This is a genomic window from Nocardiopsis sp. NPDC058789, assembly GCF_042745575.1.
GTDB lineage: Bacteria > Actinomycetota > Actinomycetes > Streptosporangiales > Streptosporangiaceae > Nocardiopsis > Nocardiopsis eucommiae.
This window is the reverse complement of the sequence record NZ_JBHYOW010000013.1, coordinates 67,819-85,750: the sequence shown is the minus strand read 5'-3', so window position 1 is coordinate 85,750 and position 17,932 is coordinate 67,819. Positions and strand designations below refer to the sequence as shown.

Genomic DNA, 17,932 nt, shown 5'->3' with positions numbered 1-17,932 from the left:
CGTGTACTCGGGCTGGATCAGCCCCCGGCCTTGTTGCCGCGCATGCCCTTGGGCAGCTTCGCGCCCTTCGGCATCGGGCCCTTCGGCATCCGCATCGCGGGCGGCAGCGCCTTGAGCCGGTAGTTCAGTTCGGCGGTGTCACCCTTGTCCAGGTTGCGCGGCAGCTTGACCAGCGCGCGCTGGAGCTTGGAGACCGGCACCTGGTCCTCGCCGTTGCCGACCTTGAAGTCGTAGATGGGCGTGTCGTGGGCGACACGGGCGACGCGCTTCTTCTCGCCGGCGATCAGGCCCTTGAGTCGACCGGGGTCGCCCTCACCGACCAGGACCACACCGGGGCGGCCCACCACGCGGTGGACGACGTCCATCTGCTTGTTCGCGGCCACGCCGGGCTCGACCGCCCAGTTGCCGCGCATGTTCTCCAGGATCGCCATCCCGGCGCCCAGTCGGCCGTCCAGCATCTGGTACTGGACCCGCTGCGCGGCGCGGGTGAACATGATGAAACCGACCAGGAAGGCGACCGGCAGACCGGTCAGCGGCCAGATGATCCAGGATCCGGTCCAGACGCCGACACCGACGAAGGCCGCGAAGATCACGACCGCGACGGCCACCGCGATCGGGATCGTCCGCGGGCTCTGCTTGTGCACGACCTTGGCGACCATGCCGATCTGCTTCAACCGGCCCGGCTGCTTCTCGCCACCCTGACCGGCGGTCGTTTTCTCGGACTTCTTCGCCATCGTGCTTTCAGGCAGCGCACACCGAACTCGTCGGTGGGGAAGGAGATCCCTGGGCTGCCTTGCCTCCTCTTCGCGGTCGACCTATGGTGCGGCGCCTTCCGGCGCCGCCAGCTGGGCGCCTTGGAACACCAGGATATGTGTCCGGCTCCCGAGATGCGGAACGGTGGCCCGCGGGCCACCGTTCCAGCTTGGTCACGACTCGGGTGTATCAGCCGTTATGCGTCGCTCGTGACCTTGGCGGCCTCGGCGTCACGCTTCTCGCGGGCCTGCTTGTACAGGGTCCCGGCGCGGTAGGACGAACGCACGAGCGGACCGGACATGACTCCGGCGTAACCGATCTCCTCGGCCTCCTTGCCCAGCTCCACGAACTCCTGCGGCTTCACCCAGCGGTCGATCGGGTGGTGCAGCTTGGAGGGGCGCAGGTACTGGGTGATGGTCAGCAGGTCGCACCCGGCCTCGTGGAGGTCGCGCATGGCCTCGCTGATCTCCTCGCGGGTCTCGCCCATGCCCAGGATCAGGTTGGACTTGGTGACCAGACCGGCGTCACGCGCCTCGGTGATGACCCTCAGCGAGCGCTCGTAGCGGAAGCCCGGGCGGATGCGCTTGAAGATGCGCGGCACGGTCTCCACGTTGTGGGCCAGGACCTCGGGGCGCGAGCCGAAGACCTCGGCCAGCTGGTCGGGGTCGGCGTTGAAGTCCGGGATGAGCAGCTCGACGCCGGTGTCCGGGTTGAGCTCGTGGATCTTGCGGACCGTCTCGGCGTAGAGCCAGGCGCCGCCGTCCTCCAGGTCGTCGCGGGCCACACCGGTGACGGTCGCGTACCGCAGCTCCATCTTCCTGACGGAGGTGGCGACCTTGGTCGGCTCCATCCGGTCCAGCGCCGACGGCTTGCCGGTGGCGATCTGGCAGAAGTCGCAGCGGCGGGTGCACTGGTCACCGCCGATGAGGAACGTGGCCTCCCGGTCCTCCCAGCACTCGAAGATGTTGGGGCAGCCCGCCTCCTGGCAGACGGTGTGCAGGCCCTCGCCCTTGACCAGGGACTGGAGCTCGGTGTACTCGGGCCCCATGTGCGCCTTGATCTTGATCCACGGCGGCTTTCTCTCGATCGGGGTCTCGCTGTTGCGCGCCTCCACGCGCAGCAGCTTGCGGCCCTCAGGAGCGATGGTCAACGCGAACCCGTTCCCTTCTGTACCCCTTGACGGGGACCCTCGCGCCCCTCATGGGGGCTGTGGTCAGTCATCCGCGGGCGGTGGCGCCGGAGAGCATTCCGGAGCCGTCGGTGTGGCTGTACTCCGCCGCGCCGAGGACGTCGGCCAGGTGCCGTTCGAGGCGCGGTCGCGCGTCTGCGACGGTGACGGTGCGCCCCAGTTCGTTGGTGAGCGAGGTGACCCCCGCGTCGGAGATCCCGCAGGGGACGATCCGGTCGAACCACGACATGTCATTGTCGCAGTTCAACGCCAGACCGTGCATCCCCACCCCGCGGGCGATACGGCAGCCGATCGCGGCGATCTTGCGCTCGGTCAGTCCGCGCTCGGGATCGGCGTCCAGCCAGACCCCGGTGCGGCCCTCGACCCGTCGGCCCGTGAGGCCGTAGTCGGAGAGGGTGCGGATGATCGCCTCCTCCAGCATGCGGACGTAGGCGATCACGTCGATCGGGTCCGGCAGCTTGACGATCGGGTACACCGTCAGCTGGCCGGGACCGTGCCACGTGATCTTGCCGCCCCGGTCGATGTCCACCACGGGAGCCCCGGGATCGATCATGGGACGATCCGACCTCCCGGTGCGCTTGCCCGCCGTGTAGACCGGCTCGTGTTCCAGGAAGAGGACCGTGTCGGCCACCTCATCGGCGACGCGGCTCTGGTGGAGCCGTCTCTGGAGATCCCAGCCCTGGTGGTACGGGACGGGAGTGTCGCCCAGCCATGCGTAAACGAGATCACTCACACCTCCACCTTACGCCCCGGCGGGAGGGGCGGGTCAGGGCAGGATGTCGGATAGCGCACTGCCGTGGCCGGGGTCGTCGGGGGAATAGGAGGACCCGCGAGGGCGTTGCCGTCGAACTTTTCTCGAGTTTTTCGGTGAAAGGACTGCGGGCGACGGCTGGGTCTTCTAGGTTGTGAGTGGGACATGGAACTCCGCGTCAGCGCGGAGCTACCGTGGGCGACGCACTGTCGGGCTGGCAGGCGTTCGCCGACCCGCAGACCTTTGATGATGGGGATCATCAGGGGATGGTGATTGGTGGGGTAGAAAGACGGGGCGGTGCCGTTCAGGCGCCGCCCCGTCCACCGTTCGCCGCCTGTTCTCCCTCAGCCGGGAAAGGGGCGGCGCGCGCGGGCCTCACGCAGCGACAGCGCCCACCACACGAGCTGGTCCAGCATCTCCTCCACCGCGTCCTCGGCTCCCCTCAGCTCCGCGACGGGGCCGCCCTCCGCGCCGAACATCCGCTGGGCGTTGTGCAGGCTCACGGAGGTCCGCACCGACGTGGCGTGCAGCTCGGCGAAGACCGCGCGCAGCTGTTCCACGGCGCGCAGGCCGCCGGACATGCCTCCGTAGGAGACGAACGCGACCGGTTTGGCGAACCACTCCTTGCGCGCCGAGTCGATGGCGCTCTTCAGCGGTCCGGGATAGCCGTGGTTGTACTCCGGGGTCACCACCACGAACCCGTCCGCCGCGTCGATCCGGGGCGAGAAGGCGTCCAGCGCCGTCCCGTGGCCGTCACGCAGATCGAGCTCGGCCACGTCCAGGACGTCGAGGACCACGTCCTGGCGGGAGGCGGCCCGCTCCAGGAACCATCCGGAGACCACGGTGCCGGTGCGGCCGTTGAGGTTTCCGCCCAGGATGACGGCGATCCGCAGGTCCGGCTGGTGCATGGGGGTTCCTCGTCTTCGGGTGGCCGTGGCAGTGCAGGGCGGGGAGGCCAGACAACGATAGGACCTCAAGTCCTGTTGAGGTCAAGTCGGGGTGGCGGGTGGGCGCCGCCGGCGTGAAGAAGGCCCGGGCCGGGCACCCGTGGGGTGCCCGGCCCGGGCCGGAGAGCGGCCTCCCGGAGGGGAGGAGGGGCTCAGGACAGACCGAGGTCGCCCTCGAAGGCGCCCTCTTCCAGGCGCACCTTCACGGTCTGGAGGAAGCGGCCGGCGTCGGCGCTGTCGATCAGACGGTGGTCGTGGGCCATCGACAGGTAGACCATCGAGCGGACCGCGATGACCTCGCCGCCCATGGCCTCGTCCTCGACGACCACGGGACGCTTGACGACCGCGCCGGTCTCCAGGATCGCCACCTGCGGCTGGTTGATGATAGGCGTGCCGAAGAGCGCGCCGGTGTGGCCCGTCTCGGAGATCGAGAACGTGCCGCCGCCCAACTCGTCCGGGCCGAGCTTGCCGGTGTGGGCGCGCTCGGTCAGGTCGGTGAGGCCGCGGGCCAGACCACCGAGGTTCAGCGAACCGGCGTCCTTGACCACGGGGGCGAGCAGACCGCGCTCGGTGTCCACCGAGACGGCCAGGTTCTCGACGTCGTGGTAGGTCACCGTCTGCTCGGCGGCGTTGATCACCGCGTTGACCTTCGGGTGGGCCTTGAGGGCCTCCACGGCGGCCTGGGCGAAGAACGGGAAGAAGCCCAGCTCCACACCCTCACGCTTGGCGAAGTCGTCGGCGGCCTGGTCGCGCAGGCGCGCGATCTTGCTGACGTCGACCTCGATGACCTGGGTCGTCGTGGCGGAGACGCGCAGCGACTCGACCATGCGGTCGGCGATGGACTTGCGCAGACGGCTCAGCTTCTCGGTGCGGCCCCGCACCGAGGTGTCCGAGGTGACCTGGCGCGCGGCGGGCGCCGCGGGAGCGGCGGCGGCCGAACGCTGGGCCTCGGCGGCCTTGAGGACGTCCTGCTTGCGGATGCGACCGCCCACGCCGGTGCCGGTGACCCGGGCGAGGTCGACGCGGTGCTCGCTGGCGAGCTTGCGGACCAGCGGGGTCACGTACCCCTCGGCCACGGCGTCGGTGCCGGAGGCCTGACCCGTGCCACTGAGGGTCTCGATGTCCACCGACGGGCTGTCGGAGTCCTGCTCACGTGCGGCGGGAGCAGGCGCGGACGGGGCGGGGGCGGGCTCGCTCTTGGGCGCGGGGGCGGGCTGGGCCGGTGCCGCCGGGGCGGGGGCGGAACCGGAGGCGCCGCCGATGATCGCGATCTCCGTGCCGATCTCCACGGTCTCGTCCTCGTTGACGAGGATCTTGGTGAGCACTCCGGCCACCGGGGACGGGATCTCGGTGTCCACCTTGTCGGTGGAGACCTCGAGGAGCGGCTCGTCCTCCTCGACGGTGTCACCGACGTTCTTCAGCCACTGGGTGATGGTGCCCTCGGTGACGCTCTCACCCAGGGCGGGGATGGTCACGGGGGTGCCGGGGCCGTCGGACCCGGCGGCCGGGGCGGCGGGCTCGGGCTCGGCCGCGGGTGCCGGGGCGGGCTCCTCAGCGGCGGGCTCCGGCTCGGGCTCGGGCTCGGCGGCCTCGGGCTGTACGGCCTCGGGCGCGGGTGCCGCGTCGTCGGCGCCGTCACCGTCGCCGCCGATGATCGCGATCTCCGCGCCGATCTCCACGGTCTCGTCCTCGTCGACGAGGATCTTGGTGAGCACTCCGGCCACCGGGGACGGGATCTCGGTGTCCACCTTGTCGGTGGAGACCTCGAGGAGCGGCTCGTCTACCTCGACGGTGTCGCCCACGTTCTTCAGCCACTGGGTGACGGTGCCCTCGGTGACGCTCTCACCCAGGGCGGGCATGGAAACGGAAGTCGGCATGGATTCCTCGTTGGATCTGGACGCGGTACCTGCCCAGGCCTTGATGGGCAGCGCGGATGTGTGCGGGGGCGGGCCGGTCAGGGCCCGCCCCCGGGGGTGAAGCGGTCAGTCGTGGACGTGCAGCGGCTTGCCCGCCAGCGCGAGGTGAGCCTCGCCCAGCGCCTCCGACTGGCTCGGGTGCGGGTGGATCAGCTGGGCCACCTCGGAGGGCAGGGCCTCCCAGTTGTAGATCAGCTGGCCCTCGGCGATGAGCTCGCCGACGCGGCTGCCGACCATGTGGACGCCCAGCACGGGGCCGTCCTTCTCGGCGATGACCTTGACCGCGCCCTGGGTCTGGAGGATCTGGCTCTTGCCGTTGCCCGCCAGGTTGTAGTTCATCTCGACGACCTCGTGACCGCGCTCCTTGGCCACCTTGGTGGTGAGACCGACGGAGGCGACCTCAGGCTCACAGTACGTGACCCGGGGAACACCGTCGTAGTCGATCGCGGGCGGGTTCTGCCCGGCGATGTGCTCGGCCACGAAGATGCCCTCGGCGAAGCCGACGTGCGCGAGCTGGAGGGTCGGGATGAGGTCACCGACCGCGTAGACGTTGCCCACGCCGGTGTGCAGGTTCTCGTCGACCTTGACGAAGCCGCGGTCCAGGGTGACGCCCTGCTCCTCGTAGCCCAGGCCCTCGGAGACGGGGCCGCGACCGATGGCGACCAGCAGGACCTCGGCCTCCAGGGTCTTGCCGCCCTGGAGGGTGACGACCACGCCGGAGTCGGTGGTCTTGACCGACTCGAACGGGGTGCCCAGCTCGGCCTTGATCTTCCGCTTGCGGAAGGCGCGCTCCAGCAGCTTGGAGCTGGACTCCTCCTCGACGGGGACCAGGTGCTTGAGGGCCTCGACGATGGTGACGTCGGCGCCGTAGGAACGCCACACGCTGGCGAACTCCACGCCGATCACGCCGCCGCCCAGGACGATGACGGACTCGGGGACGCGGTTCAGGCCCAGGGCCTGGTCGCTGGTCATGACCTTGTCGCCGTCGATCTCCAGGCCCAGGGTCTTGGGCTTGGAGCCGGTCGCCAGGAGGATGTTGCGCCCCTTGTAGACCTTGCCGTCGACCGTGACCTCGTCCTTGGCGGTGAGCTTGCCCTCACCCTCGACGACGGTGATCTTGCGGGACTTGATCAGCCCGCTCAGGCCCTTGTGCAGGCCGTTGATCACCTTGTCCTTGTACTGGTGCACCGCGTCGATGTCGATGCCCTCGAACGTGGCCCGGACACCGAAGTTCTCGCTCTCCTTGGCGGTGTCGGCCACCTCGGCCGAGTGCAGGAGGGCCTTGGTGGGGATGCAGCCGCGGTGCAGGCAGGTGCCGCCGAGCTTGTCCTTCTCGATCAGGACGACGCTCATGTCCAGCTCGGCTGCGCGCAGGGCCGCCGCGTAGCCGCCGCTGCCGCCGCCAAGGACGACGAGGTCGAAGGTGCCGCCGCTCTCACTCACGGGAACGAACTCCTAGTTGTGGTGGCTGGTGATGGGTGGTGGAAGACCGTGGCCCGCCGTCGCCGGTGGCGGTGTGTCATCGGGGACCCCGGCTGCCGGGGACGGGGCGGCGCTGCCGGCTCGGGAGCGCCGCCCCGCCCTTCCGGACTACTGCTTGCGGGCGTAGTCCTCGGCGATCCGGACGAGGGTGCGGGTACCCGCACCCGTGCCGCCCTTGGGGGTGTATCCGTGCGGGCCGCCCTGGTTGAAGGAGGGCCCGGCGATGTCGAGGTGGGCCCACTTGGTGCCCTCCTCGATGAACTCCTGGAGGAAGACGCCCGCCGAGAGCATGCCGCCCCAGCGCTCGCCCGCCACGTTGGCGATGTCCGCGACCGAGGAGTCGAGACCGGCGCGCAGCTCGCCCGGGAGCGGCATCGGCCAGGAGGCCTCGCCCTCGGCGGTGGCGGCGGCGACGACCTCGTCGCGCACGGTGTCGTCGTTGGACATGACCGCGAACACGCGGGTGCCGAGCGCGACCAGCTGGGCGCCGGTCAGCGTGGCGATGTCCACGATCAGGTCGGGCTGGTCCTCGTGGGCGCGGACCAGGCCGTCGGCCATGACCAGGCGGCCCTCGGCGTCGGTGTTGAGGACCTCGACGGTCTTGCCGCCGTAGATGCTCAGGACGTCGGAGGGGCGCTGGGCCGTGCCGCTGGGCATGTTCTCGGCCACCGTCAGGTAGCCGACCGCGTTGACCTTGAGGCCCAGGGTGGAGATGGCGCGCATGGCGGCGAGCACGGAGGCGGCGCCGCTCATGTCGGACTTCATCGAGTCCATCCCGCCCGCGGGCTTGAGGGAGAGGCCGCCGGAGTCGAACGTGATGCCCTTGCCGACGAAGGCGACCGTCCTGGTGGCCTCGGGGTGGGTGTACGCGAGCCGCACCAGGCGGGGCGGGTTGGCCGAACCCTGACCGACGCCGGTCAGGCCGCCGTAGCCGCCCTCGGACAGGGCACGCTCGTCCAGGACCTCGATCTCCAGCTCGGCCTGCTGGGCGATCTCCTGGGCCGCCGAGGCCAGGTCCTCGGGGACCAGGTCGGCGGGGGCGGTGTTGACGAGGTCACGGGTGAAGGACACGGCCTCGGCCAGAACGGCGGCGCGCTCCACAGCGTCGGCGGCGCCGTCGGCCCCGCTGACCACGGTGAGCGTGGCGGAGGGGCGGGCGGCCTTCTTCTCGGCCTTCTCCCCGGTGCGGTAGCGGTCGAAGCTGTAGGTGCCGAGCTCGGCGCCGAGCGCGACGGCGCCCGCCTGGTCGGCGGTGGTCGCGGGCAGGGCCAGGGCGACGCGGCCCGCGCCCTCGGGGCGGGAGCTCAGCGCGCGCAGTGCGGCGCCGGCCGCACGGGACAGGACGTCGGGGTCGACGGCACCGTCGGTGGGCGCCGGGCCGAGACCGACGGCGACGACGATCGGGGCCGTGACGGCTCCGAGGGAGGCGATGGTGTGCACCTCCTCGGGGGCGCCGCTCGCTCCCAGGAGCGACAGGGTCGAGCCGAGGCCGCCGGTGAAGGCGGCGTCGACGCTATGAGCGCCCGATGCGGGCTCCGGGGCGTCGCCTCCGGAGTGGTAACCGACGACAACCGCGTCGGCGTCGAGCGAACTGGGGGACTCCGTGTTTACTGACAACGTCGTGCTCACGTCCTCGATGCTAGTCCTCCCGCGCCCCCGGCGGTGACGCCGCGCGCCGCGCCCCCGGGGGCCCTGACGCGGCGCTCCCCGCCGTCGCGCGGCGAACGGGTGACCCCGGGTGGGTCCGCCTCCGGCCGCGCCTCGTGGGGCCTCTGGTCCCTCGTGGGAGGTGTCGCACGCGGTCGGCGGCGCCCGGACACCCTCTCCCCGGGTCCGTCCGCGTGAAACTGAGTGTGAAAAAATGTGATGATGGCGACATCCGGCCGCCGCGGAAAACTATCAGACCGCGTGAATCGGCAGGTGAAGCAGGCCCCGGTCGTTCACAGCGGGGTCGACCCCGCCCCCTCCGCGCCCTCCCGGACACCCTGGACGCCACCCCCGACCCGCCACATCCTAGGATCACTCGGGCGAGCCCTCCCTCGCCTCTGACCTGCACGGGAGAACAGATGCCGGATCCCGCGACCCCCGCCTCCCCGACCCTCCGGGCCTTCCGCTCGGCCACCCTCGCGCTGGCCCTGCTCGCCCTGTGCGTCGCGGTCCCCGGCCCGGCCCGGGCGGAGTCACCGCTCGCGGAGGCGGCCCGGGACCTCTCCTCCGGGGAACACGTCCACGTCGCGGAGGGCGGCCCCGAGGTGTCCGAGCAGACCCTCGCCCTGGCCCGCGCCCGGCTCTCCGAGGCGCGGACGCCGATCCGCGGCGCCCTCCTCGAAGGCGTGGACCCCGCACGGGCCGTCCACACCCTCGCCGAGGAGGTCGGCGAACCGGGACTGTACGTGGTGGCCACGGAGGAACGCGCCGCCACCGGGGGAGTCACGACCAGCCTGTCCTGGACCGCCGTGGGGATCGACACCGGCGGCGCCGACCTGGAGGACCACTTCGTGTTCTCCCGAGGCGGCCCGGTGGAGCAGATGGTCAGCGCCGTGGACCTACTCGACGGTGACCTGCTTCCGGAAGTCGCGTCGGCGGCCCGGGAGGAGACGGTCCACGTCCACCCCGCCGTCGAGGCGGCCCTGCCCGACCTCGACACCGAGGCCCTCCGGGAACGGTTCGACGGTCTGGACGACACCCGGGTCGCGGTCGTGCCCCCACCGGGACGGGACACCCCCGGGTACGAGGAGGCGTACGCCGACGCCCTGCTCGCACCACTCGGTGACGATGGCACCGCCCTGCTCGCCGTCTGGACCCACGACGACTTCGACCTCACGCCCGCCTCCGCCCCGGAGGGTCCCGCGCCCGAGGACCTCGCGTGGCTGCTGCCACTCGGCCCCGGCCCGGACGGCCTGGCGCCCGCGCTCCACCTCTTCGCCGGAGCGGTGGACGGGAACGTGGTGGCCGACACCCGGGCCGCCCTGACCGAGGACCACCTCTTCGTGCACCCCCGGGCGGGCGCCGACATCACCGAGTCCGAGCGCGTCGAACTCGACGCCGCCCTGGCCGCGAGGGACGAACCGGTCCGCGTCGCGGTCCTGCCCTCCGGGGCACGGTTGGAGGCCGATCCGGACGGCGGCGCCGAGCCGCTGGCCGACGCGGTGGCCAGCATCTCGGACGACCCGGTCGTCGTCTACACGCTGGACGGCTCCGGCGGGGTGGAGCACTACCCGGTGCGCGGAGACGTCTCCGGAGGCGGGTACGACCTCGACACCGCCGTCTTCTTCGGACTCGACCACGCCAGCGCCCGGAACTCGGTGGACGGTCTCCTGTCGGAGCTCGGTGACGCATCGGTGCTCTCCGCGGACGAACCCGCCAGCGGAGAGGGAACCCCGACGCTGCCCTGGCCCGCCGTGGTCGGCCTGCTGCTCTCGGTCGTCCTGACCACGGTCGGGCTGGTCGGCGTGCTCGGACGGCGTCGGACGCAGGCCGTACGGGAGCGGGAACAGGAGCGTCTGGCGGCCGAGCGTGAGGACGCCGAGACCATGGAGGAACTGCGCGCCGAGGAGGCGGCCCGGGTCGCCGCCATCCAGGGCGAGAACGACCTGGGCATCACCGACCTGGGTGAGGCGCTCGCCCGGGCCGAGGCGCCCGCCACCGACTCCGTGGAGGAGTTCGAGACCCACCTGAGGGAGTACGAACAGCTCAAGGGGGACAACGAACGCGCGAACGACATCGACCGCGTCCTCGCCGTCCGCCGCCGCACGGAACAGGCGCGCGAACGCCTGGAGCGGTGGAACCGCCGCCAGCGCGACCGCTGACCGGGGCACTCAGCCCCGTGTGGCCGCCGCCGTCACCAGCAGGACCACCGTCACGGCCGTCTCCACCAGGGCGCCCAGGACGTCGCCGGTCACGCCGCCCAGCCTGCGCACCGCCCGGTACAGCAGGACCCCGGCCGCGGCCAGCCCGGCCACCGCGCCCACCGCGCAGGCCACGGCGAACCCGGGGGAGTACGCCAGACCGAGCAGGGCGGCGGCCAGCACCCCCGCCGCGCACACGGCCGCCGCCAGGGGCCGCACCGTCCCCGCCACGAACGAGCCGAGCCCGTCGGGGCGGGCCGAGGGCGCGCCCGCGCACGCCAGGGTCACCGCGAGCCGCCCGGTCGCGCCCGCGACCACGGCACCGGCGACGGCGGCCCAGGGGGAGGCCTCGACCAGCCCGGCCAACGCCAGGACCTGGGCCCCGACCGTCACCACCAGGGTGAGCACACCGAACGGTCCGATGTCGGAGCGACGCATCACCTCCAGCGCGCCCTCCGCCGGGCGACCGCTGCCGAGGCCGTCGGCGAGGTCGGCCAGCCCGTCCAGGTGCAGTCCCCTGGTGAGCAACGCCCCCAGTCCCACCGCGAGCAGCGCCGCCAGCGGGTCGGACCACCACCACGCCCCGACGACCGCGACGATCCCGGTCACCGCGCCGAGCAGCCCGCCCACGACCGGGGCCCAGCACATCGCCCACCCCGCCACGGCGCGGTCCACCCGCTCCACCCGCACCGGCCAGACCGTGAAGGTGCCCACGGCCATGCGGGCCCCGGCCAGGGCGTCGGCGCCGCTCACCCGAGCTCCACCACGCGCCCGGCCGTCGCCAGCACCACGACCTCGGACTCGGCGCCCACCCACTGGTTCAGCAGTCCCAGCCGGTCACGGAAGATCCGGCCCGAGCGGGTGGGCGGAACCACACCCGACCCCACCTCGTTGGTGACCGCCACCACGTAGGCCTGGGTCGACCGCCAGGCCTCCAACAGCTCGTGGACGGCGGTCTCCAACCGCTCCTCGGCGTCCTCGGGCGGTTCGTCCTCCCAGAGCCCGCACTCGCCCATCACCCCCGTGAGCCAGGTGCCCAGACAGTCGACCAGGACCGCGCCGCGCGCCTGTCTCAGCAGGACCGCGAGGCCGCTGGTCTCCTCGGTCCGCCACCACCAGGGGCGCCGCCGGGCGTGGTGCTCGACTCGCTCCGCCCACTCCGGGTCGGTGCCGTCGGGGACCGGGCCGGTGGCCGCGTAGACCACCCGTGGCTCGGTCAGCAGACGCAGTTCGGCCTCGGTGGACTTGCCGGAGCGCGCCCCGCCCGTGATCAGGGTCCGGTACGGCCCGTGCGGGCGGGACTCCGGCCACACCGTGGGCGGGCACGACATGACGGTGCCGTCACCCGGGACCAGGGCGCCCCACAGCCGGGCCCGCCGGGCGAACTCCTCGGGAGACCGGATCCGGTGGTCGCCGCCGACCGCCACGACGGCGGTGGTCACCCCGATCACCCCGGACCGGCGCAGCTCTCCGACCACCTCCGGGCGCTGCGCGGCGTCCACGATCACCATGTCCACCTGCTGGGCGGGCGCGGACGAGTACGCGGACGCCCCCGAGGGCCGACCGTCGGCGGGCGGTCCCCCGGGCAGTGGCCCCGGACCGGAGCGCGCGAACAGCAGACGTCCCCCGTCCGCGCTCTCGACCAGGGCGCCGTCCGGCGTGGACGTCACCGTGTAGCCGGGCGGGACCGGTCCGACGGCACCGGCCTCACGCAGGCGGAAGCGGTCGTCGACGGTCACCCGCAGCGGCAGGCGGCGATCCGCATGGGCCTTGTTACAGGACGAGCAGGTGCACTGTGGGGCTGGCCAGCCCGTGTGTCCCGCTGTCCCGAGAAATCGGATACGCACCCGGAAGAGTAAACAGCATCGTGCGCCAAGCCTTGGTTAAGCTCGGCACAGGATCGCGGTGCATCCACCGTGGAACCGGCGACGAAGGGCGGTCGAGGATGGCGTGGACGTGGCGGTACATCGGCACCGACGGTGACCGGACGGGGGCGGAGGAACTGCCGGCCGAGTCGTTCACGTCGCGCGGTGACGCCGAGAGCTGGCTGGGCGAGAACTGGGCCGAGCTGGCTGAGGGCGGTGTGGCCAGCGTCGCGCTCCTGGAGGACGACCGGGAGCTCTACACGATGCCCCTCGGAACCGAGTGAACGCACGGGGCCCGGCGGTCCGTACGACCGCCGGGCCCCGCGCTCCGGAACGCGTCCGGGGAGACTTCCTAGCCGCGGATGTTCTCCGGGCTCTTGGTGAGTTCCGGGTCGCGCTCCACGCTGTCGGCCAGGATCTCGTCGATCCGGGTCATCAGCTCGGCGTCGAGCGTGACCCCGGCGGCCTTCACGTTGCTCTCGACCTGGTCGGGGCGGGAGGCCCCGATGATCGCGGCGGAAACGTTCGGGTTCTGGAGGACCCAGGCCACGGACAACTGCGACAGGGTGAGTCCGGCCTCGGCCGCCAGCGGCTCCAGCCGCTGCACCCGCTCCAGCAGGGTCTGGTCCGCGACCTTGTCCGCCAGGAAGCGCTCGCTCTTGGGGTCGCTCGCCCGCGAACCGGCCGGGAGGTCCTGGCCCGGCTTGTACTTGCCCGTGAGGACGCCGCCCGCGATGGGGGACCAGACCAGCTGGCCGATGCCCTCGCGCTCGGAGAGCGGGACGACCTCGGACTCGATGACCCGCCAGATCATGTTGTACTGCGGCTGGCTGGAGACGATCCGGTCGAAGCCCATCTCGTCGGCGATCCTCAGCGCCCGCGCGATCTCGTCGGCGCGCCACTCGGAGACACCGATGTACAGGGCCTTGCCCTGGCGGACCAGGTCCTCGAAGGCCCGCATGGTCTCCTCCAGCGGGGTGGAGTAGTCGAACCGGTGCGCCTGGTACAGGTCCAGGTAGTCGGTGCCCAGACGGCGCAGGGAGTCCTCGCAGCCGCGGATGACGTGCTTGCGGTTGAGGCCCCGGTCGTTGCGGCCCTCGCCCACCGGCCAGAAGACCTTCGAGAAGATCTCCAGACCGTCGCGGCGCTGCCCCTTGAGCGCGCGGCCCAGCACCTCCTCCGCCCTGCCCTGGGCGTAGGCGTCCGCGGTGTCGAAGGTGGTGATGCCCGCGTCGAGCGCCGCACGGACGCAGGAGGCCGCGGTGTCCTCCTCGACCTGGGAGCCGTGGGTGATCCAGTTCCCGTACGCGATCTCGCTGATGATCAGACCGCTGTTGCCAAGATGCCGAAATTCCATGCCGAGCACTCTAGTTGGCGCGCCCCCGGCGGACTCCGCGGGGACCGTGGAGAGGTGAAGGGCCGGTGCGGTCACCGGCCCCGCTCACGTCGTCGGGGATGGGGAGGTGGGACGGCGGTGGATCAGCGGGCGCTGCTCGGGGTGGGGTCGTCTCCGACCTTCACCCGGGGCTTGGGCAGACGCAGGCGCCGGAACTGGAGCTGGCGCATGGCGGCGTACATGCCGATGCCCTTGATCGCCGGGTCGTCCGGGAAGTACTCGGTGGCGCGGCGCTTGACCGTGCGGCCGATCATGACGCCCTCGGCGATGATCGTCACCATCATCAGCGGCCACAGGACGTAGGCGACGCCCACCTGGAAGACCGGGCTGTTGACGAACAACAGGGCGATGATGAGGATCGAGAACGGTAGGAAGAACTCGCTCGCGCTGCGGCGCGAGTCGATGAAGTCCCGGGCGTAGGCGCGGGCCTTGCCGAGGTCCTGCTGCCGGAAGTACCTCTCGTCTCCCTTGGGCGCGCCGGAACGCCGGGCGGTCGTGCCGCGTTGACGTTCGAGACGGTCCCGGTAGGCGCGGTAGGCCTCCTTACGGGTCTCAGGGGCCTTCACCGGTCGGCGCGGGATGCCTTCGGATTCCCTGCGCTTAGGGGTGGGCACACCCTTCTTGGGGGTATATCCCTTAGGTTGGGTGGCCTCAGTGGCCTCAGGGCTGGCGGATTCGGCCGTGGTCGAATCCGGGGCTGCGGAAGCGGAGCGACGTCGGAACACACCCTCAGGGTAGCCGGTCATAGCTTTATGGCGACCGCGGGCCAGACCGCGTAGGGTTGGGCAAAGCGCCCGCTGGGAACAGCCGATGTACGCACCGAGAAGGGGACGGCCACGCCAATGAGCGTGTTTCAGCGACTTTCGATGATCTTCAAGTCCAAGGCCAACAAGGCCCTGGACTCGGTCGAGGACCCCAGGGAAACCCTCGACTACTCGTACCAGAAACAGCTCGAACTGCTCCAGAAGGTCCGTCGTGGCGTCGCCGACGTCGCGACCTCCCGCAAGCGGGTCGAGCTCCAGATCCAGCAGCTGGAGCAGCAGTCCGGCAAGCTGGAGAACCAGAGCCGCGCCGCCCTCACCCAGGGCCGTGAGGACCTCGCCCGCGAGGCGCTCACCCGCCGCTCCGGCCTCACCAGCCAGATGGAGGGGCTGCGCGAGCAGCACGCCAACCTCCAGAACGAGGAGCAGAAGCTCACGATGGCCGCCCAGCGCCTGCAGGCGAAGGTGGACGCCTTCCGCACGCGCAAGGAGACCATCAAGGCGACCTACACCGCCGCCCAGGCGCAGACGCAGATCAGCGAGGCCTTCTCCGGCATCTCCGAGGAGATGGGCGACGTCGGCATGGCCGTGCAGCGGGCGGAGGACAAGACCGCCGAGATGCAGGCCCGCGCGGGCGCGGTGGACGAGCTCCTCGCCTCCGGCGCGCTGGACGACGTCACGGGCACCGGCCCCAAGGACGACATCCAGTACGAGCTCGACCAGATGGCGAGCACGACCGGTGTCGAGGCCGAGCTGGAGCGCATGAAGCTCGAACTCGGCGGCGGCAGCGGTGGTGGCGCCACCCCGCAGATCGAGGGTGGCAACGGTGCCGGGAACCGGGAGGGCTCGTGATCGTCCGCATCATGGGTGAGGGTCAGGTCGACCTCACCGACGCAGACCTGGACGTGCTCAACGACTTCGACGCCGCCCTGGAGGCCGCGATCGAGTCGGGCGACGAGTCCACGTTCCGCAAGGCCCTCCACGACCTCCTGGAGAAGGTCCGGCAGGACAGCAAGCCCCTGCCGCCCGACTCCCTGGAGCCCTCGCAGTTCATCCTCCCGCCCGCCGACGCCAGCATGGACGAGGTTCGGGAGATGCTCCAGGACGACGGGCTCATCCCGGGCTAGGGACCCCCGTACTCGGTGCTCGCGTACGCTCTTCCACCCCGGCCGCCGTGATCCGTCACGGCGGCCGGGGTGTGTCCGGGGTCATGCGCGCGGGGGACACGCGGTGTCCCGCTTTAACCCGATTCTCACCTGCCGGAACTACACTCCGACACATCCGTAGGGGGAGGGAGTCGGCGTGGCTGGTTCGAAGTTCCGTCCGGACCGGGGGCTGACGGCCCGGATGGTGATGACCATGGTCCTGCTGTTCCTGGTCTACGTCGCCTTCGTCGTGGGACTGGTCCTGGCCGGGCTCAACGTGGTCCTGGTCCTGGTCCTCGTCGTGGCGTTCGCCCTGTTCTCCTACTTCTCCTCCGACAAGATCGCCATGTTCGCGATGGGCGCCAAGGAGGTCACCCCGGAGCAGGCGCCCGACCTGCACGCCATGGTCGACCGCCTGTGCGCCATGGCGGACATGTCCAAGCCGCGTGTGGGCATCGCCGACACCGACGTGCCCAACGCCTTCGCGACCGGGCACAACGAGAAGTCCGCGGTCATCTGCGTCACCACCGGGCTCACGCGTCGCCTGGACGGCCCCGAGCTGGAGGCGGTCGTCGCCCACGAGCTCTCGCACATCGCCCACCGCGACGTGATGGTGATGACCATCGCCGGGTTCCTCGGCATCGTCGCCGGGTTCCTCACCCAGGCCGGACTGCGCTTCGCGATGTTCGCCGGAGCGGGCGGTCGCGGCAACAACAACGGCCCCGCCCCGGCCGTCGTCGCGCTCCTGGTCGTCGTGGTCAGCGCGGTCGCCTGGATCCTGAGCTTCCTGCTCACCCGCGCCCTGTCCCGCTACCGCGAGCTCGCCGCGGACCGCGCCGCCGCGTACCTGACCGGGCGCCCGTCCATGCTGGGCAGCGCTCTGTCCAAGATCACCGGCGACATGGCCCGCATCCCCACCCGGGACCTGCGCCAGGCGGAGCCGTTCAACGCGTTCTTCTTCGCCCCGGCCTTCGCGAAGAAGGGGTTCAGCATGAACCAGCTCATCGCCACCCACCCGCCGGTCGAGCAGCGCCTGGCCCAGCTCTCCGACATCTCCCGCCAGCTCGGTCGCGGAGCCTGACCCCAGACACCCACGAGGGGACCCACCACATGAGTTTCTGGCGCACCCTGCTCGGCCGCTCCGAGCCGGTCAAGCCCGACCTCGACGCGCTCTTCGGCCTGCCCTCGGCCGCGCTCACCCTGCGGGCGGGCGTGGGCCTGACGCCCACCGGATCGGGGTCGGTGGCCTTCCGCGCCGCCGAGGGCGCCGCCTTCGCGGACGTCGAACGCGACGTGACCGCCCTGCTCAACGCGGGGGAGGGGCCGTCGGTCGAACAGACCACGGACGACTACGGCTACACCTGGCTCGTGCTGCGCCCGGGTGCCGCCGAGGCCGCGGCCGACGGCGGCGGACCCTCGGGCGGCGAGCTCGTGGACACCGACATCACCGGCCTGGTCACCGACCTGCACGCGGTCAACTCGACCCTGGAGGTCAACGGCTACGGGCCCTCGCTGCTGTGCTCCCTGGTGGGCTTCACCGACTCCCGGGGCCGCTCCGTGGGCCTGGTCTACCTGTACAAGCGCGGCACCTTCTACCCGTTCGCGCCCCAGGGTGCCCAGCGGCGCGACAACGCGCTGGAACTCCAGGTGGAGGCCGCGGTGGGGGACGACCTGCCGATGGAGAAGGACCGTTCCCGCTGGTTCCCGGTCTACGGCGCTCCGGGACTCTGAGGTGGGTGCGTCCGGAGATGGCATCCGGGGCCAGGACAAATTACCCTTGGAGGTACGAGCACACCCGTGCGTCACCGAGGTCACACCCGTACCGGGCGACCGAGGTGACAGGGCGAACACAGCGGCCACACGACGGAATGCCACGCCG

The 17,932-nt window shown here is 71.4% G+C and carries 17 protein-coding genes; 6 read left to right on the top strand and 11 right to left on the bottom strand.

The annotated features are described in order from the left end of the window. Positions 1–17: 17 nt before the first annotated feature. From ACFW3L_RS19975 to ACFW3L_RS19945, 7 genes are all read right to left on the bottom strand, one after another. The gene (locus ACFW3L_RS19975; RefSeq protein WP_378742632.1) at positions 18–734 is read right to left on the bottom strand and encodes a DUF4191 domain-containing protein; all 717 of its coding nucleotides are present in this window, start codon (positions 732–734) and stop codon (positions 18–20) included. 215 nt (positions 735–949) lie between these two features. Further along, entirely contained in the window at positions 950–1,903 is a 954-nt protein-coding gene (gene lipA / locus ACFW3L_RS19970) for a lipoyl synthase (RefSeq protein ID WP_378742630.1), read from the bottom strand. A 67-nt stretch (positions 1,904–1,970) separates the two neighbouring features. Further along, positions 1,971–2,675 carry a lipoyl(octanoyl) transferase LipB gene (gene lipB, locus ACFW3L_RS19965; protein WP_378742628.1) on the bottom strand — a complete coding sequence of 235 codons (705 nt, stop codon included), beginning with the start codon at positions 2,673–2,675 and terminating at the stop codon, positions 1,971–1,973. A 362-nt stretch (positions 2,676–3,037) separates the two neighbouring features. Then, positions 3,038–3,601: an NADPH-dependent FMN reductase gene (locus ACFW3L_RS19960; RefSeq protein WP_378742626.1), complete on the bottom strand. Its 564-nt coding sequence runs from the start codon at positions 3,599–3,601 to the stop codon at positions 3,038–3,040. 191 nt (positions 3,602–3,792) lie between these two features. After that, positions 3,793–5,517 carry a 2-oxoglutarate dehydrogenase, E2 component, dihydrolipoamide succinyltransferase gene (gene sucB / locus ACFW3L_RS19955; RefSeq protein ID WP_378742624.1) on the bottom strand — a complete coding sequence of 575 codons (1,725 nt, stop codon included), beginning with the start codon at positions 5,515–5,517 and terminating at the stop codon, positions 3,793–3,795. 105 nt (positions 5,518–5,622) lie between these two features. Beyond that, entirely contained in the window at positions 5,623–6,999 is a 1,377-nt protein-coding gene (lpdA, locus tag ACFW3L_RS19950; RefSeq protein ID WP_378742622.1) for a dihydrolipoyl dehydrogenase, read from the bottom strand. A 147-nt stretch (positions 7,000–7,146) separates the two neighbouring features. Next, positions 7,147–8,667, bottom strand: coding sequence for a leucyl aminopeptidase (locus ACFW3L_RS19945; RefSeq protein ID WP_378742620.1), 1,521 nt, complete (start codon positions 8,665–8,667; stop codon positions 7,147–7,149). A gap of 437 nt (positions 8,668–9,104) precedes the next feature. On the opposite strand from ACFW3L_RS19945, the gene ACFW3L_RS19940 reads away from it, so the two are divergent. Next, a complete protein-coding gene (locus ACFW3L_RS19940) occupies positions 9,105–10,847 on the top strand; it encodes a hypothetical protein (protein WP_378742618.1) in 1,743 nt (580 codons plus the stop codon). A gap of 9 nt (positions 10,848–10,856) precedes the next feature. Here the strand turns inward: ACFW3L_RS19940 and ACFW3L_RS19935 are convergent, their stop codons facing one another. Continuing rightward, on the bottom strand, positions 10,857–11,639 hold the full coding sequence (locus tag ACFW3L_RS19935) for an adenosylcobinamide-GDP ribazoletransferase (RefSeq protein WP_378742616.1): 783 nt from the start codon (positions 11,637–11,639) through the stop codon (positions 10,857–10,859). Then, on the bottom strand, positions 11,636–12,625 hold the full coding sequence (locus ACFW3L_RS19930) for a bifunctional adenosylcobinamide kinase/adenosylcobinamide-phosphate guanylyltransferase (RefSeq protein WP_378742614.1): 990 nt from the start codon (positions 12,623–12,625) through the stop codon (positions 11,636–11,638). Before ACFW3L_RS19930 ends, ACFW3L_RS19935 begins: the two co-directional genes overlap by 4 nt. A gap of 206 nt (positions 12,626–12,831) precedes the next feature. Here ACFW3L_RS19930 and ACFW3L_RS19925 point away from each other — a divergent pair, with 206 nt between their 5' ends. Then, on the top strand, positions 12,832–13,035 hold the full coding sequence (locus tag ACFW3L_RS19925) for a hypothetical protein (RefSeq protein WP_378742612.1): 204 nt from the start codon (positions 12,832–12,834) through the stop codon (positions 13,033–13,035). A 68-nt stretch (positions 13,036–13,103) separates the two neighbouring features. Here ACFW3L_RS19925 and ACFW3L_RS19920 read toward each other — a convergent pair whose 3' ends face one another. Continuing rightward, positions 13,104–14,108 (bottom strand): aldo/keto reductase family protein, encoded by a 1,005-nt coding sequence (locus tag ACFW3L_RS19920; RefSeq protein ID WP_378742610.1) that lies wholly within the window; start codon positions 14,106–14,108, stop codon positions 13,104–13,106. Positions 14,109–14,230: 122 nt separating this feature from the next. Next, on the bottom strand, positions 14,231–14,893 hold the full coding sequence (locus ACFW3L_RS19915) for a DUF3043 domain-containing protein (RefSeq protein ID WP_378742608.1): 663 nt from the start codon (positions 14,891–14,893) through the stop codon (positions 14,231–14,233). A gap of 96 nt (positions 14,894–14,989) precedes the next feature. Here ACFW3L_RS19915 and ACFW3L_RS19910 point away from each other — a divergent pair, with 96 nt between their 5' ends. The 4 genes from ACFW3L_RS19910 to ACFW3L_RS19895 all read left to right on the top strand — a co-directional run bounded on the left by ACFW3L_RS19910 (position 14,990) and on the right by ACFW3L_RS19895 (position 17,784). Next, a complete protein-coding gene (locus tag ACFW3L_RS19910; protein ID WP_378742606.1) occupies positions 14,990–15,760 on the top strand; it encodes a PspA/IM30 family protein in 771 nt (256 codons plus the stop codon). After that, positions 15,757–16,035, top strand: a complete 279-nt coding sequence (locus ACFW3L_RS19905; protein WP_378742604.1) for a hypothetical protein — start codon at positions 15,757–15,759, stop codon at positions 16,033–16,035. The genes ACFW3L_RS19910 and ACFW3L_RS19905 overlap by 4 nt, the downstream gene beginning before the upstream one ends. A 175-nt stretch (positions 16,036–16,210) precedes the next feature. Then, complete coding sequence (htpX, locus tag ACFW3L_RS19900) at positions 16,211–17,134, top strand: zinc metalloprotease HtpX (protein WP_378742602.1); 924 nt, start codon at positions 16,211–16,213, stop codon at positions 17,132–17,134. Between the two features lie 29 nt (positions 17,135–17,163). Further along, positions 17,164–17,784 carry a hypothetical protein gene (locus ACFW3L_RS19895; protein ID WP_378742600.1) on the top strand — a complete coding sequence of 207 codons (621 nt, stop codon included), beginning with the start codon at positions 17,164–17,166 and terminating at the stop codon, positions 17,782–17,784. Positions 17,785–17,932 lie beyond the last annotated feature (148 nt).

Bases quoted from the DNA above. Each gene is read 5' to 3' on its own strand.
- ACFW3L_RS19975 (WP_378742632.1), bottom strand. From the start codon at position 734: ATGGCGAAGAAGTCCGAGAAAACGACCGCCGGTCAGGGTGGCGAGAAG.
- ACFW3L_RS19960 (WP_378742626.1), bottom strand. From the start codon at position 3,601: ATGCACCAGCCGGACCTGCGGATCGCCGTCATCCTGGGCGGAAACCTC.
- sucB (WP_378742624.1), bottom strand. From the start codon at position 5,517: ATGCCGACTTCCGTTTCCATGCCCGCCCTGGGTGAGAGCGTCACCGAG.
- ACFW3L_RS19940 (WP_378742618.1), top strand. From the start codon at position 9,105: ATGCCGGATCCCGCGACCCCCGCCTCCCCGACCCTCCGGGCCTTCCGC.
- ACFW3L_RS19925 (WP_378742612.1), top strand. From the start codon at position 12,832: ATGGCGTGGACGTGGCGGTACATCGGCACCGACGGTGACCGGACGGGG.
- ACFW3L_RS19920 (WP_378742610.1), bottom strand. From the start codon at position 14,108: ATGGAATTTCGGCATCTTGGCAACAGCGGTCTGATCATCAGCGAGATC.
- ACFW3L_RS19915 (WP_378742608.1), bottom strand. From the start codon at position 14,893: ATGACCGGCTACCCTGAGGGTGTGTTCCGACGTCGCTCCGCTTCCGCA.
- ACFW3L_RS19910 (WP_378742606.1), top strand. From the start codon at position 14,990: ATGAGCGTGTTTCAGCGACTTTCGATGATCTTCAAGTCCAAGGCCAAC.
- ACFW3L_RS19895 (WP_378742600.1), top strand. From the start codon at position 17,164: ATGAGTTTCTGGCGCACCCTGCTCGGCCGCTCCGAGCCGGTCAAGCCC.